This window comes from Blastococcus litoris, assembly GCF_003075095.1.
Taxonomy (GTDB): domain Bacteria; phylum Actinomycetota; class Actinomycetes; order Mycobacteriales; family Geodermatophilaceae; genus Blastococcus_B; species Blastococcus_B litoris.
In genome coordinates this window covers 12,124-26,846 of sequence record NZ_QCZF01000002.1, presented here as the reverse complement: position 1 = coordinate 26,846, position 14,723 = coordinate 12,124, and the positions used below count along the sequence as shown (strand labels likewise).

Below are 14,723 nucleotides of genomic sequence, written 5' to 3'. Positions count from 1 at the left end.
TGGCCACACGCTAGGGCGGCGAGTCCCTTCCGGCTCGCGCTGCCACTCGGGCATCACCCGGTCGGTGACAGGACCCTGACGACAGGCGAGACTTCTGAGACGCGACCGTCACGGTGTGACTCGGTCAGGGACGAGAGGTACGTCTTGCAGGGTTTCGAAGGCAAAGTTCAGTTCGTCTGGCAGGTCGCTGACCTGCTTCGGGGCGATTACAAACCGGCTGAGTATCGCGGGGTCATCCTTCCGCTGCTGGTGCTGCGCCGACTGGACGCCGTCCTGGAGGAGACCAAACCGAAGGTGCTCGAGCGCGCCGAGCAGCTCAAGGGCGTAACCGACAATCCGGACCTCCTGCTGCGCCAGGCGGCCGGTGTCCCCTTCTACAACGTCAGCCCGCTGACGTTCAGCAAGCTGCTGGACTCCCCTAACAACCTGGCTCAGCAACTCCGCGCCTACATCGGCGCCTTCTCGCCGGGCGCGGCGCAGGTGCTGGAGAAGTACCGGTTCGACGAGCAGATCACCCGACTCGACGACGCCGGGCTGCTCTACCTGGTGCTTGGCAAGTTTGCCGACCTCGACCTGCGGCCGGAGGTCGTGCCCAACCACGCGATGGGCTACATCTTCGAGGAACTGCTGCGACGCTTCTCCGAGCTCTCAAACGAGACGGCCGGTGAGCACTTCACCCCGCGCGAGGTCATCCGGCTGATCGTCAACCTGCTGTTCGGTGAAGACTCCGAGGTGCTCACCGGCACCGCGCCGGTCCGATCCATCTACGACCCGGCCTGCGGCACCGGCGGCATGCTCAACATCGCCGACCAGTGGCTGACCAGGCTCAACCCGAAGGCCCGGCTGGAGATGTTCGGCCAGGAGCTCAACCCCGAGACGTGGGCAATCGCGCGGTCGGACTTGCTCATCCAGGGCCAGGACCCCGAGCGCATCGTCCTGGGCAACACGCTCACTGACGACGGCCACGCCGACAAGCGCTTCGATTACCTGCTTGCCAACCCGCCGTTCGGTGTCGACTGGAACAAGTCGGCGGCGGCGATCCGCGCCGAGGCCGCTCAGCCCGGCGGCCGGTTCTCCGCGGGGCTCCCCCGGGTCTCCGACGGCTCGCTGCTGTTCCTCCAGCAGATGATCGCCCGGATGAAGCCGGCCGAGGACGGCGGCAGCCGCATCGCCATCGTCTTCTCCGGCAGCCCGCTGTTCGCCGGCGCTGCCGAGTCCGGCGAGTCGAACATCCGCCGCTGGATCATCGAGAACGACTGGCTTGAGGGCATCGTCGCGCTGCCCGACCAGCTCTTCTACAACACCGGCATCAGCACCTACGTCTGGATCGTCACCAACCGCAAGCGCCCCGAGCGCGAGGGCAAGGTGGCTCTGATCGACGCCCGCGGCGAGTGGTCGAAGATGCGCAAGAGCCTCGGCGACAAACGCAAGTATCTCGACGACGACCACATCGCCCAGGTCACCCGGCTCTACCACGACGCGCCGGAACTGGCGTACACCGATGAGCGGGTGAAGGTCTTCGACAACGACACCTTCGGCTTCCGCCGCATCACCGTGGAGCGGCCGCTGCGCCGCCGCTACGTCGTGACCGAAGAGACGATCGAGCAGGTCTCAGCGGCCAAGCCGGTGGTCGCCCTCACTGCTGGGGACGACGACGCGCGGCGCACCCGCGACGCATTGCTCGCCACGCTGCGAGACCTGGTCGGCGTGACCGAGGAGGACGAAAAGGCGTTCACCAAGCAGTTGCTCAACGCCTGCACCGCGCGCAAGCAGGTCGGCCTGACGCCGGCGCTGAAGAAAGCCGTGCTCGCCGCGGCCGCGGTCGCCGACCCGGAGGCGCCGGTTGTCACGGACAAGAAGGGCGACCCGCTCCCCGACCCCGACCTGCGCGACAACGAGAACGTGCCGCTGGTCGAGGACGTTGACGCCTACGTCGAGCGCGAGGTGCTGCCGCACGTCCCCGATGCCTGGGTCGACCACACCAAGACCAAGATCGGCTACGAGATCCCCTTCACCCGGTTCTTCTACAAGTACGTCCCGCCGCGACCGCTCGCCGAGATCGATGCCGAGTTGGAAGCGGTTGAAGCGGAGATCCAGCGGGTGCTGGCAGGACTGAAGAGATGAGTCCCGCCCTTCGCTCGGGCGCCGACGTGCTACTCGGTCGCATGCGGAGCCCGGAGAACGCTGCCGGCGAGCACATGACGCCGTACCTACGCGCGGCCAACGTGGGCGACGGCGAACTGATTCTGGACGACATCAAGACGATGAACTTTTCGCCATCTGAGCAATTGCGCTACGCGTTGGAACCCGGCGACGTTCTCGTGACGGAAGGCTCGGGCAGTAGGTCGACTGTGGGCGCTTCGGCGGCATGGGTTGGCTCACCGAGCCCCATGATGTTCCAGAACACCCTCTTGCGGCTGCGCGCACGCCCGCACGTCGAGCCGCGTTTCCTTTACTGGTGGTCCCGGCACGCCTTCGTCTCTGGACTGTATGCCGAGGCGTCTCAGGGTCTAGCGATCTGGCACTTGGGAGGCGAGCGCGTCCGCGCGCTCTCCTTCGACCCTCCCGAGAGGACCGAACAGCGGCGGATTGCAGACTTCCTCAACGACCAGGTCAACCGCCTCGATCGCGCCATCGCCCTGGGGCACAGACAACTCGAACTGACTGACCAAGCGTCCATCAGCGAGATGACCTCGGCACTGATCGGTGAGGAGGAAGTCCGCGTCCCCATCAGATGGCTAGGGGCTCGAGTTACCACTGGTCCGTTCGGCACAGTCCTCGCCGCGAGCGAGTACGTCGATGGAGGCGTCCCAATCATCAACCCGTCACACATCAGGGACGGCCGGCTACACCCGAGCCACACCGAGACCATCCCCCGGCACGTGGCAGACCGGTTGCGTCGTCACCGTTTGGGAAGTGGTGACCTGGTCGTCAGCCGGAAGGGCGACATCGGACGGTCCGCTCTCGTGAACGATCAGGCTGACGGCTGGATCTGCGGAAGCGATTCCATAGCGATCCAGCTCGGTCACGCGAGGATTCGCCCCCGCTTCCTGCAAGCACTGCTGCGTCTCCCGGTGAGCCGAGAACAGTTACTACAGCGATCTATAGGGGCCACCATGCCGAGTTTGAACGAGGGCAATCTGCTCGGCCTGCGCATCCCTGACGTGAGCCAGGACGAGCAGGAGGCCCGCGAAAAGGCCGCCTCCAGGCTGGATAAGGAGAACATGCGGCTCCGGGGACTGCTGACCGCCCGGGAAGCCGTGCTGCAAGAACGAAAACAGGCACTGATCACCGCCGCGGTGACCGGGCAGTTCGACGTGACCACGGCTCGAGGGGTGGCCTGATGGCAGGGCACACGGAATCGGACTTCGAGGCAGCGATCGAGGTTCATCTCCTTGCCCACGGCTGGCGGCACGGCTCCCCCACCGACTACGACGTCCCGCTCGGGCTCGACCCGGTACAGCTTGTCGAGTTCGTCCAGGTGACCCAGCCGAAGGTCTGGGCGAACCTCACGCAGCAGCACGGGTCAGCCGTCGTCGCCAAGGTGACCAAGCGGATCGCCGACGAGATCGACGCGCACGGTGTCATCCAGGTACTCCGCCGCGGGGTCAAGGAGCGCGGCCAGCGCATCCAGCTCGCCTTCTTCCGCCCCACCCACGGCCTCAGCCCGGAGCTGGTCGCCAACTACGCGAAGAACCGGCTGCTGATCTACCGGCAGCTGCACCACAGCGAGACCAGCCCGCACCAGTCGCTGGACCTGATGCTCGCCGTCAACGGCATCCCGGTCGCCACCGCCGAGCTGAAGAACCACTTCACCGGCCAGACCGTCGAGCACGCGAAGAAGCAGTACCGGGATTCCAAGCAGCGCAATCCCGCCGACCGGATCTTCGCCCGCCGGGCGCTGGCGCACTTCGCCGTCGACCCCGACGTGGTCTTCATGACCACGAAGCTCAACGGGTCGAAGACGGTGTTCCTGCCGTTCAACCAGGGCTCGGACGGTCCTGGCCGCAAGGGCGGCAAGGGCAATCCGGTCAACCCGCACGGCCACCGCACTGCCTACCTGTGGGAGCAGGTGTGGGCGCGCGACACCTGGCTGGACCTGCTGCACCGCTACGTCCAAGAAGACGTGCCCAAGCAGGGCGGCCGCTCCATCCTGTTCCCGCGCTACCACCAGTGGGACGTCGTGGAGCGGCTGACGTCGCACGCCGCCGTCCATGGCGCCGGGCAGAGCTACCTGCTGCAGCACTCCGCCGGCTCGGGCAAGTCCAACTCGATCGCCTGGCTGGCGCACCGCCTCGCCGACCTGCACTCCCCCGGCGACGCCGCACAGCTCGCCCCCGGTGCCGGGATCGGCACCGACGAGCTGGTCTTCGACAAGGTCGTCGTCATCACGGACCGGCGCGTCCTCGATGCACAGCTGCAGGCCACGATCTCCGGCTTCGAGCACGTCCAGGGCCTGCTGAAGCGCATCAACGAGGACTCCCAGCAGCTCAAGGCAGCGCTCGCCGACACCCAGACGAAGATCATCATCACCACGCTGCAGAAGTTCCCGGTGATCGCCCAGGACGCCGCCGTCGTCGGTAAGCGGGTCGCGGTGATCGTCGACGAGGCGCATTCCTCGCAGACCGGTGAGGCCGCCCAGAAACTGAAGAAGGTCCTCGGAGCCGGCGCGGACCCGCTCGCCGCCGCGGAGACCGAGGCAACCAGCGCCGAGGCCGCGCAGCCCGACGGCCAGGACGTCCTGGCCGCCGTGCTCACCGGATCCGCGGAGTCGCGTGGCCGCAGCCCGAACCTGTCGTTCTTCGCCTTCACGGCCACGCCGAAGGGCAAGACCCTCCAGCTGTTCGGCACCCCGCGCCAGGAGGCCGGCACCACGGTCTACGAGCCGTTCCACCTCTACTCAATGCGGCAGGCGATCGAGGAGGGCTTCATCCTCGACGTCCTGGCCAACTACGTGACCTACAAGCGCTACTACCGGCTGGCCAACGGGCTCACCAGCGACGACCCCGAGGTGGAGAAGGGCAAGGCCGCGGTCGCGCTCGCCCGCTTCGTCGACCTGCACCCCTCCAACCTCGACCAGCGCGCCGAGATCATCATCGAGCACTTCCGCACCGTGACCGCCGGCAAGATCGGCGGGCAGGCCAAGGCGATGGTGGTGACCGGCAGCCGGCTCCACGCCGTCCGCTACCTCGCCGCCGTCCAGCGGTACTTGGAGAAGAAGCAGCTCACCGGCATCCGCGCGATGGTGGCGTTCTCCGGCAGCCTTGTCGATCCCGACGTCCCCGGTGACGGCGTGACCGAGAGCATTCTCAACGGTTTCCCCGAGACCCAGACCAAGCAGCGTTTCCACGACGAGGGGCAGCTGCTGATCGTCGCGGAGAAGTACCAGACTGGCTTCGACGAGCCACTGCTGCACACGATGTATGTGGACAAGAAGCTCGAGGGCGTGAAGGCGGTGCAGACCCTCTCCCGACTCAACCGCATCCACGCCGGCAAGGAGGACACCTTCGTCCTCGACTTCCGGAACACCGCCGAGGAGATGCGCGAGCAGTTCGCGCCGTTCTACGAGAGCAGCTGGACGGAGGAGAGCGACCCTAACCTGCTCTACAACCTGCAGACCCGCATCGAGAATCACCACGTCATCGATCCGGAGGAGCAGCAGAAGGCGGTGACGGCATTCCTGCTGGGCAACTCGGCCACGCACGCGACGGTGTCGGCGAACGTCGACCCCGCCGTCCTCCGCGCGGGCAACCTGCCCGAGCACGAGCTCACCGACCTGCGCGACGCCCTCAAGGCCTTCGTCCGCGCCTACGCCTTCCTCGGCCAGGTCATGAAGTTCACCGACGAGGAGCTGGAGAGCCTCTACCTCTACGGGAAGCTGCTGCTCGCAAAGCTCAAGGAATCCCCCACTGAGTCCGGATCCATCGACCTAGGCGACACCGCTCTGGCCTTCATCGGCCACCAGGCCGGCCTGGCGTCCAGCGGCAGCAACACTGCCGGTGAGAGCAGCGGCGAAATCGAGAGCTTCACGGGCGAAGGCCGTGGCGGCACTGTCGAAGAGGCGCTGTTGGTGAAGCTCTCCCAGCTCATCAGCACCTTCAACGCCGCGCACGGCATCGACCTCAGCCAGGCCGAGAGCCTGCTCATCTACGTCGGCGTCCCCAGCCACCTGTCGGACGACGAGGACGTGCAGCAGCGGGCCGCGGACAACACCGAGGAACAGTTCTCGCTGACCATCAAGAAGGACGACATCGCCGGCGCCCTCTTCCAGAACCAGGAAAGCTCCAACAAGCTCCTCAAGGCACTCCTGGAGAATGAATTCTTTGCTGACGCCGTCCAGAAGATCATCAGCACGGAAACCTGGAAGGCTGCTCGCCGCAAGCACGCGTCCCCCACGGGCTAGAAGGCTAGAATCCCAAGTCGTGTCTAGCGCCGCCCAGTTGGCAGAGATCGAGGAGCTGGTTCGCGAGTCCGAGGCGATCTCAGACGAGCTTCAGGCCCTTCAGGTGGAGAAAGCCACCCCGGCCCAGATAAGGCGGGCTCAGGATCGCTATCAACAATGGTATGCCCGCGCCCTGCGCCATGTTCCCGATTCTGACGCCGCCCGCTTCCGCAACTATTATGAGGGCGACTCCTTCATCACCCGCATCAAGGGCTACCTCGCCAACCCTCGCAAGCCCAGCGCGTAATACCAGGCGGGCCAGGACAATCTTCTAATTTCTCCTTGGCAACACCCGTTCGACACAGCGGTTGCTCCTTCGATCTTGGGGCAGAGGCAGATCCATACCGACATCCTTCACTCGAGCTCACCCATCGAAGCAGTTCTCAACGAACTCTCCAGGGTCAGGGTCGCTTCCCGGATTACGTCCGCACCTTGCAGCGCTATAACAGCTCGCAGGCTCCTCCCCTTGCGCTAACTAATGAGAAGGGTTTTCAGGTCGCTGTCCACGCAATCCTGCGCCTGCTTTACGAGGATGTCAGAGAAGAAGACTTCGTGTCTCAGTTTGCTGGCGCCGGCTCGAGGGTGGATTTCTTTCTCGCTGAGAGCGGTGTCCTAGTCGAGACGAAGATGACAAGGCCTGGCCTAACAGATCGAAAGATCGGCGAAGAGCTCCTGGTCGACTGGGGGCGATACAAGCGCCACCCAGACTGCCGAGGGATACTGGCCCTCATATACGATCCGGACAATCACATCGCCAACACGGCAGCCCTGGAACGGGACCTCACAGACACCAAGGCGCTCGTTCCAACCCTGGCTATCGTGATCCGCTAGCTGATGGCTGATTGCTCGCACTCCGGCGCAAGGAGCACATCTGAGCTGGGCGCTCGCACTGCATCGCTACGTCTCACGGAATGGGGGCGTAGACGAGCTCCCTGCGGGCCGTCGATGCCCAGTCCTATGCCGTTTATCCGGTAGCACAACGATGACACGCACCGTCCGTCGTCAGAGGGGTGCGGCCAGGGAAGCCTTTATGTATCACAGGCGCCCCGCCGGGGAGGGTGCGGAGGCAGGACCACCGCGGGGAGCCATCCTAGGTACATCGAACCGCGAGGCTCTCGGAGCGCCTAGACTTTCGGTTTACTTACCTTCTGCCTTGTCGTGTTGAGAGCTCTTCGCGGCGTCAGCTGCTTTTCGTGCATTATTTCGGGTCCGTCGACTTTCCTTGAAGTCTGCCACGCGTTCTTTTCGTTGCGTTTCCCATATCGGTTCCGCGATGGTGAATCCGTTGCCTGCGCGCCATTGGCCCACGTGGGCTGGCGCTGCTTCCAAGTACTCCTCCAGCTGGAGGGTGTACTCCACCAGGTCCGGCGCTGGAAGAGGTGATCCCGGCTGTCGGTAGCCAGCGAACGCGACCCAGCCGCGAATATCCCGAGCGAGATGCAGGGGAAGGTCGCCGAAGGGAGTTCCAACGAGCCTACTGCCGACCCGATCCAGCTGGTTAGAGAGGTCCCTGATGGCATTCAGTGACTCGGCCCGGGGCTCGCCGTGATCCATCTGCTCGATGACGTGTGGTCGAAGGTCTAAGAGGACGTCCATGATTTCCGCGGCGACGAGGTCGCGTTGCCCCTGCTCGTTCTGGCGCTGCTCCTCCTGTCGCTCCGCGACAACAAGATCTTGCTGATGTCGCTGACCTCGCAGGTAGAGGGTGACCGCCACGAACGCAGCGAGGCCAGCGCTGAACAGCTGGGTGACCGTCTCCATCCAGAAGACGTCGTCAAACCAAGCCCGGTCGTTAGAGCCCCACCCACCATCTCCGCGAGCTGCTCGCAGCGCGATGACACTTCCGGCGAGTGTGAGGCCCGCGACGCCGACGATAAGGCTCCAACTGCGTCTGTGCACACAGCGACGCTAGTCGTCCCTTGTCCGCGACTTCGAGAGGGGCAGCCTAAGGGCGGTCAACGCTCGCTTAGAAGGGCCGCGTCTGTCTACGCCGGGGGTTGCCTAAACTCGCGCCGTACGGCGTCGACTGCGCCGTCGGTGATGAGTTGGTCAGGCAGCTCCGGATCCCTGCTTGACTTGGTCTGCTCCGGTACTCCTCTTAGCTGTTGCAGCTCCGCAATTGCCCTCCAGGCCAGTAGCTCGAGCTCCACCCGAGCTTCACGCCTCCACGAGTTGTGGCTGTAGGCCATCGGTACGTCGGCTTCCCCGGTGACGGGGTCGTAGGTGACATTGCCAGCGTTGAAGGCATCTCGCTCTGACTCCCACGCCACGGTCGCGAGGGTGAGCATCTGTTCAGCGCCACGGTGGAAGCGCTCGACCCAGGCCCAGGCCCGCGTCCCCTCAAGGAATGGGCGCTGCACCTCCATCTCCACGGCCCAAGTGTCGAGCAGCCGCACGCCCAGCGCATTGTGATCGATTAGGGCGGGCGCGATCTCTCGGATCGCGAGTGTCGTGGCGCGAACTAGCGACTCGGCTGCTCGCTCTGCGATAGCGGCCACTGCCGCCGCGCGGTCGCCCTTTTGCGTCCAGTCGACCGTCTTGTAAGCGACCAGGCCAGCAATGGCGCCACCAATCATGCTGCCCGTGAGGGCGCCGACCAGGCCATCGAAAACGAGGTCCTCCCAGCCGGCCATGAGTGCACCCTAGGGGCAGCGCCCAGCGCGCTTCGCCTACTGGGCCGAGCGGCGCATCGACCACATCTGGGCGGGGCGCTCGGAGTGCATGGCCACATCCCAAGCCACGGCGCCGTTGACGACCTCCTTGCGGAAGTTGCCCACGGCTACGCGAGCCAGCTCCGGATCCGCCGCCACCCGCTGGGCCAGCTCGACCGCTCGGTCCTCGACCGCGGCGTCGTCCAGCGACTGCCACGCCAGCCCGAGCTCGACGGCCTTGTCGCCGTTGATCTCCTCGCCGAACAGCGCCATCGCTGCCGCCGCCTCGCGGCCGATCAGCCGGGACAGGATCACGAAGTGGCCGCCGCCCGGGTGCATCCCGCGCTTGAGGAAGCCGGCCAGCAGACGGGCGTCCTTTGCCACGATCCGCAGGTCCGCGGCCAGCAGCATGTTCATGCCGGCGCCCACCGCGGAGCCGCGCACAGCCGCCACCGTCGGCACCTTCACCTGGCCGAGCCGGTAGAAGGAGTCGTAGATCTTGCCCATGCCGTCGAAGGCGTCGGGCGCGGCCGGATCCTTGCCGGCCGAGGTCAGGGTCGCGATGTCGCCGCCTGCGCAGAACGACTTCCCGACCGCGCGGATCACCAGGGCGCCGACCTCCGGCTTGGCATCCACCTCGTCGAACGTCGCGATCAGCTCGTCGGCCATCGCCGGCGTCAGCGCGTTGCGCCGGTCCGGGGCGTTCAGCGTCACGATCGCGACGCCGCCGTCCACCTCGAGCAGCACTTCACCGGATCCGGCCACGAGCCCACCTTCCTGCCGAGCGGGCCGGCCCCGACGCCGGCACCACCTCTCTGACAGGCATCAGACCACGCGCCCGCACCGCCCCGCCCACTCGGTCAGGCCTCCGAGCCCACCGCCGCCGACTCCACCAGCCGGCACAGCGCGTTCACCTTGCGCAGCTGGTCCGGCGTCCGCACCGGAGCGTCGAGCAGCAGTGGGCTCAGCACCACGCACGCCAGCGCCTGCGCCCGCGACACCGCCACGTTCAGCCGGTTCAGGTCGTAGAGGAACCCGACGCCCCGCGGAGCGTCGTCGGCGCTGGTGCTTGTCATCGAGTAGATGACCACCGGCGCCTCCTGGCCCTGGAACTTGTCCACGGTGCCGACCCGGGCGCCGGCGGGCAGCGACGCCTTGATCAGCGCTACCTGGGCGTTGTACGGCGCGACGACCAGCACCTGCTCCGGCCCGATCCGCGCCTCCTCGCCGAGGTAGTTGCGCCACGTGGAGCCCTGCACCGACCCCCAGAGCCGCGCGACGACGTCGGCCTCCTGCTGGCTCTTGTCCGCGCACGTCATCACGTGGTCGACCGGCAGCACCCGCAGCCCGCTCCCCGCCAGCGGCCCCTCCCCCAGCACCGCCACCCCCTCGCGACCGTCCGCCGACTCGAGCCGGCCCTCGTACGCCAGGTGGGAGACGAACCGGCGGATGTCCGGGTGCATCCGGTACGAGCGGTCGAGGAACACTCCGCGCTCCGGCGGGATGGTGGCGTGACCGTCGAGCAGGTGCTCCAGCGCCGACGCTCCCGACTCCCCCGGGTGCACCGCCTGGCTCGGCTGGGCCAGCTGCTGCGGATCCCCCAGCAGCACGAGCGACCGAGCACACCGGGCAACCGCCACGGCGTTGGCCAGCGAGAACTGGCCGGCCTCGTCGACCACCAGCGCGTCGAGGGCCTCGGCCACGTCCGCCCGCGTCCAGAACCATGCCGTCCCACCGACCAGGCTCACGTCGCCAGCCAGAAGCCGGTCGGCGACGAACTCGTTGTCCGACGACCACGCCACGTCGTCGGAACCGCAGTGCTGGCTTTCGTCACACTTCTGCAGCGCCGGCTGGCCGACCGCCTTCAGCAGGTTGCCGATGACCGCGTGCGAGGTGGCAGTGACGCCCACCTTCTTCCCGGCGTCCAGCAGCTGCCGGATCAGCTCGGCCGCCGCGGTCGTCTTGCCGCTCCCCGGCGAGCCCTGGATCGCCAGCACCTCGCCGTCCAGCGCCAGACCGAGCCGCACGATCGCGTCGGTCGTCGTCTCGCCCTCGCGCAGCGGCGTTCCAGGGGGGACGCGGCGCTCGACCAGCGCCTGGCCCAGACAGTCGCGGTCGGCCAGCACGTCCTCGCCCGTCGCCTGGATCGCCTCGCGAAGGCTCGTGGTGGTCAGCGGGCCGGCCGGCCCCAGACCGCGCAGCCGCGGCGGCTCGGCGGCTGTCGTCTTGAGGACGAGTCGACATGTCGCGATGTCGAGCTCCCGCACCGTGCCGGCCCGCTTGGCGGTGTCCACGTCGAACGCGTCCTCACCGGCCGACACCTTCGTGTCCTGCACCGGGAACGAGTACTCGTACAGGTGGCTCCGCTTCTCCGGCCCCAGGTACCGCTCGAACGTCAGCCCGCCCAGCGCCGTCCCGTCGCCCACGAGCTCCTCGGCGTCGAGGTCCTGCAGGCGGTAGACCTCCCACCAGGCCGGCCGGTCCTCGCGGCGGTGCCAGCCGACCAGGTCGCCCAGCAGCTCGTGCCCAGCCTCGTGCAGCCGGTCGGTCAGCTCCTGCTCGACCGCCTGAGCCGCCGTGACCTTCGCGTCCGGCGCCTTCAGCTCGACCACCGGTCGCGGCAACGAGCCGTGCAGCGCCTCCAGCTCGGCGCGCTGCTGCTCCAGCCAGTCGTGCAGCTCGCGGGTCGAGTCGACGTCCTCCTTGTTGTACGACTCGATCGCGGCCAGCTTCGCGGCGTCGCCGTCGGCCAGCCACCGCTCGTAGACGAGCACGCTGCCGAGCCCGCTGGCCACCTCGCCCTCGTGCGACCGGCCGTAGAACGCCTCGACCTTCTTGATCGAGTACGACTCCTTGCTGATCCGCATCGACTGTCGGACGACGGGATAGAGGTCGACGAAACGCTCCTCGCGCAGCAGCTGGTCGAGCTCCGCCTCGCGGACGCCGTAGCCGCCGGTCAGCTTCTTGAGCGCCGTCACCTCGTAAGGCGCGTAGTGGTAGACGTGCATCGCCGAGTCGGCCTGCGCGGCGGCGACGATCCGGTCGATGAGGTCGGCGACCATCCGCTTCTCCGCCGGCCGGTCGTGCGCCCACAGCGGCGTGAACCCGCCCGACCGGTCGCCCAGCCCGGCGAGGTACTCGATGCCCGCGCCGTCCTCGAACCATGGGTCGCCCTCGAAGTCGAGGTAGAGGTCGCCCGGCGAAGGCGGCGGCAGCCGGAGGAGCCCCAGGCCGGCGACCGGGACGAGCAGCGTCCGCGACGACTCCCCCGTCCTCCGCTCGCGAAGCTGCTCGGCCGCCTGCTGCTGCAGCCGGGTGCGCGCGTCGGCACCGATGCCCGACGCCTTCAGCTGCTCGGGCGACGCCGTCGCCAGCGCCTCCAGCGTCGGGATGCCCGCCGCCCGCAGCAGGTCGCGGTGGTCGCCGCGCATGCCGGCGACCAGGCCGAGGTCGTCGGCCTGCCGCAGTTCACCGTTGCAGCGGTCGGCCCAGCGGCACTGCTCGCAGTAGCCGGTCGGCGAGGGACCTGTCGTCGGCGGCGCGTCGACGAAGGTCTCCAGCCTGGCCCGTGCCCGGCGGGCGTAGGCAGCGACGTCGATCAGCCGCCACGGCCGCGACTCGCCGTCGCCGGTGACGACGTGGATCCGCTCCGGCGCCACGCCCTGCAGCACGCTGAGCCGCTCGGCGTAGGTGGCCATCTGGAGCAGCGCGGCGACCTTCAGCTTCCGCGCCAGCTTGGTGTCGGCGATCTCGTACGACCAGTCGCCGAAGGCCGGGGACGGCCGATCAACGCGGAGCAGGAAGTCGGCCTGCCCGCCCCACGCGCCGTCGAAGAACGTCCCCTGATAGACGACGTCGAATCCGCGGCGCATCGCCTCGACCGTCTCCACCTCGGCTCGACGTCGTACCTCCGCGTCGAAGACCGTCGCGATCTCCGCGACCGTCCGGCCCTCGGCCTTCAGCGAGTCCAGGTACTTCCTCTCGTGCGCCATGCCGCGGTCGAAGACGAACCGCAGCTCCTCCGTCGTCTCGACGTCGGGTGCCGCCCACTCCCCCGCGGCCACGCCGAGGTCGAGCCGGGTCAGGTGCCGGCACTCCTGGTGGGCGGTCAGGTCGGTCGGGCTCAGCACCAGCCGCCCGTCGAGTCGCTGCATCGCCCGCGCCTTCCCGATCGCCGTCGTCCCGGGGGACGTCTCTGGACCACCACCCTGCCTGGCGCCAGGCGTAACGGAGACCACTGACACGACAGCCGCCGTCACGGGTGCAGCGGCCACAGCATCACCCGTCCGGGCAGTGAATCAGCTGCCCGTCCTCTCGAACCGGACCCCGGGCCAACCGGCGCCCGGCTGGGGGGTCCGCGACGGGACGGTGTCTCGCAGTCGTCGACGGCGGGGGGCGACGACCCGCAGCGCGGCCACATTTCCGCGACGCGGTAGCTCGAGCGTGGCCCGGCACCACCGTTCCGGTCCGTGCAGACCCGGCGCGGGCCCGGACATTCGACTGGCCCGGCGGTCCAGGCCACTAGCGTCCGTGGTCATGAGCACCGCCTCCGCCTCGCAGAACCTCGACCACATCACCGCCGTCGCGACCCGCTACATCGAGCGGCACCTGGGGGACGATCCGCTGCAGTGGAACGAGGTCATCGACCATCTCAAGGCGGGCGGCTACGCCGACGAGGCCACCGTGGCGGTCACTCGCGCCGTGCTCGACCTCGAGCGCACCGACGCCATCTTCTACGCCCGCGAGGGCATCCGCCGCCCCCGGCCCGGCGACGCACCACCCGCACCCCTGCCCGAGGTCGCCGCCGCGATCCTGTCCCTGCCGTGGCCCTGCACCCGCAACGACCGACCGGGCGGCAGCCGGTCCATCTGGGAGGCCTTCGACGAGCTCGAGGGCAATTACCGGCACTGCGACGTCTACGAGGCCATGCACACCCTGCTGAAGGGTCACGAACTCAAGAGCAGCCGGGTCTACTGGCAGCGGACGGATCTGCCGTCACGCTTCGACCGAGCCGGCCGCTTCGCCCAGCGTGCCGACGCCGTTGCCGTCCAGCCGAAGGACTCACCCGCGCGCCGACAGCTCGAAAGAGACCTCGTCGCCGCGTACGTCGCCACCCTCCCGCACCGCTACGTCCCCGAATACCCGATCGGCGACCTGCGGGTCGACGTCTACGAGCCGACGGTCCGGCGCATCGTGGAGGCGAAGGCCGCTGCGGACGTCGTGACCGTCGCGCACGCGTGGGCTCAGGCAGCCGCCTACCGGTACGCAGCGAACACCTCCGCCCTCGACGACCGGGCCACCGTCGAGTCCATCGCGGTCCTGCTCCCGAAGGCACCCACCGGGACCGCGCGCGGCTTCCTCGAGCACGTCGCCGCGGACAGCTTCGAGGTCGAGCTCATCTACCCGCACGGCGAGAGCTTCCGGCACGAGCAGCTCACCTGACGCCGACACCGACCTCCGTCAGGCGGCTTGCCGAGCAGTCGCCTGCACGACGGGCACGGCATCACGGACGTCCGACCGGGGTGACACCCACCGTCGCAGTAGACTCGTCGGCGTTCAGAACGTGTAACTACCTGCTGTCGGCCTCGCCGGCGGATCAAGGCGGCACGCCGGATCCGCAGAAGCACCGA

General features: G+C 67.8%; 10 protein-coding genes. 6 read left to right on the top strand and 4 right to left on the bottom strand.

Annotation, left to right across the window (positions count from 1 at the left end; translation table 11 throughout):
- Positions 1–144: 144 nt before the first annotated feature.
- The 5 genes from DCS98_RS04605 to DCS98_RS04585 all read left to right on the top strand — a co-directional run bounded on the left by DCS98_RS04605 (position 145) and on the right by DCS98_RS04585 (position 7,273).
- Positions 145–2,124 (top strand): type I restriction-modification system subunit M, encoded by a 1,980-nt coding sequence (locus DCS98_RS04605; protein WP_116450212.1) that lies wholly within the window; start codon positions 145–147, stop codon positions 2,122–2,124.
- On the top strand, positions 2,121–3,344 hold the full coding sequence (locus tag DCS98_RS04600; RefSeq protein WP_116450211.1) for a restriction endonuclease subunit S domain-containing protein: 1,224 nt from the start codon (positions 2,121–2,123) through the stop codon (positions 3,342–3,344). The genes DCS98_RS04605 and DCS98_RS04600 overlap by 4 nt, the downstream gene beginning before the upstream one ends.
- The gene (locus DCS98_RS04595; RefSeq protein WP_116450210.1) at positions 3,344–6,403 is read left to right on the top strand and encodes a type I restriction endonuclease subunit R; all 3,060 of its coding nucleotides are present in this window, start codon (positions 3,344–3,346) and stop codon (positions 6,401–6,403) included. The genes DCS98_RS04600 and DCS98_RS04595 overlap by 1 nt, the downstream gene beginning before the upstream one ends.
- A 19-nt stretch (positions 6,404–6,422) precedes the next feature.
- On the top strand, positions 6,423–6,689 hold the full coding sequence (locus DCS98_RS04590; protein WP_116450209.1) for a hypothetical protein: 267 nt from the start codon (positions 6,423–6,425) through the stop codon (positions 6,687–6,689).
- A gap of 185 nt (positions 6,690–6,874) precedes the next feature.
- The gene (locus DCS98_RS04585) at positions 6,875–7,273 is read left to right on the top strand and encodes a PD-(D/E)XK nuclease domain-containing protein (RefSeq protein WP_164704379.1); all 399 of its coding nucleotides are present in this window, start codon (positions 6,875–6,877) and stop codon (positions 7,271–7,273) included.
- A gap of 306 nt (positions 7,274–7,579) precedes the next feature.
- Here the strand turns inward: DCS98_RS04585 and DCS98_RS04580 are convergent, their stop codons facing one another.
- The 4 genes from DCS98_RS04580 to DCS98_RS04565 form a co-directional block, all read right to left on the bottom strand.
- On the bottom strand, positions 7,580–8,341 hold the full coding sequence (locus DCS98_RS04580; RefSeq protein WP_164704378.1) for a hypothetical protein: 762 nt from the start codon (positions 8,339–8,341) through the stop codon (positions 7,580–7,582).
- Between the two features lie 86 nt (positions 8,342–8,427).
- Entirely contained in the window at positions 8,428–9,075 is a 648-nt protein-coding gene (locus tag DCS98_RS04575) for a hypothetical protein (protein ID WP_116450206.1), read from the bottom strand.
- 36 nt (positions 9,076–9,111) lie between these two features.
- On the bottom strand, positions 9,112–9,858 hold the full coding sequence (locus DCS98_RS04570; protein ID WP_116450205.1) for an enoyl-CoA hydratase/isomerase family protein: 747 nt from the start codon (positions 9,856–9,858) through the stop codon (positions 9,112–9,114).
- Positions 9,859–9,953: 95 nt separating this feature from the next.
- Complete coding sequence (locus DCS98_RS04565; protein ID WP_116450204.1) at positions 9,954–13,247, bottom strand: TM0106 family RecB-like putative nuclease; 3,294 nt, start codon at positions 13,245–13,247, stop codon at positions 9,954–9,956.
- Positions 13,248–13,629: 382 nt separating this feature from the next.
- Here DCS98_RS04565 and DCS98_RS04560 point away from each other — a divergent pair, with 382 nt between their 5' ends.
- Entirely contained in the window at positions 13,630–14,535 is a 906-nt protein-coding gene (locus tag DCS98_RS04560; RefSeq protein WP_164704377.1) for a hypothetical protein, read from the top strand.
- Positions 14,536–14,723: the final 188 nt, after the last annotated feature.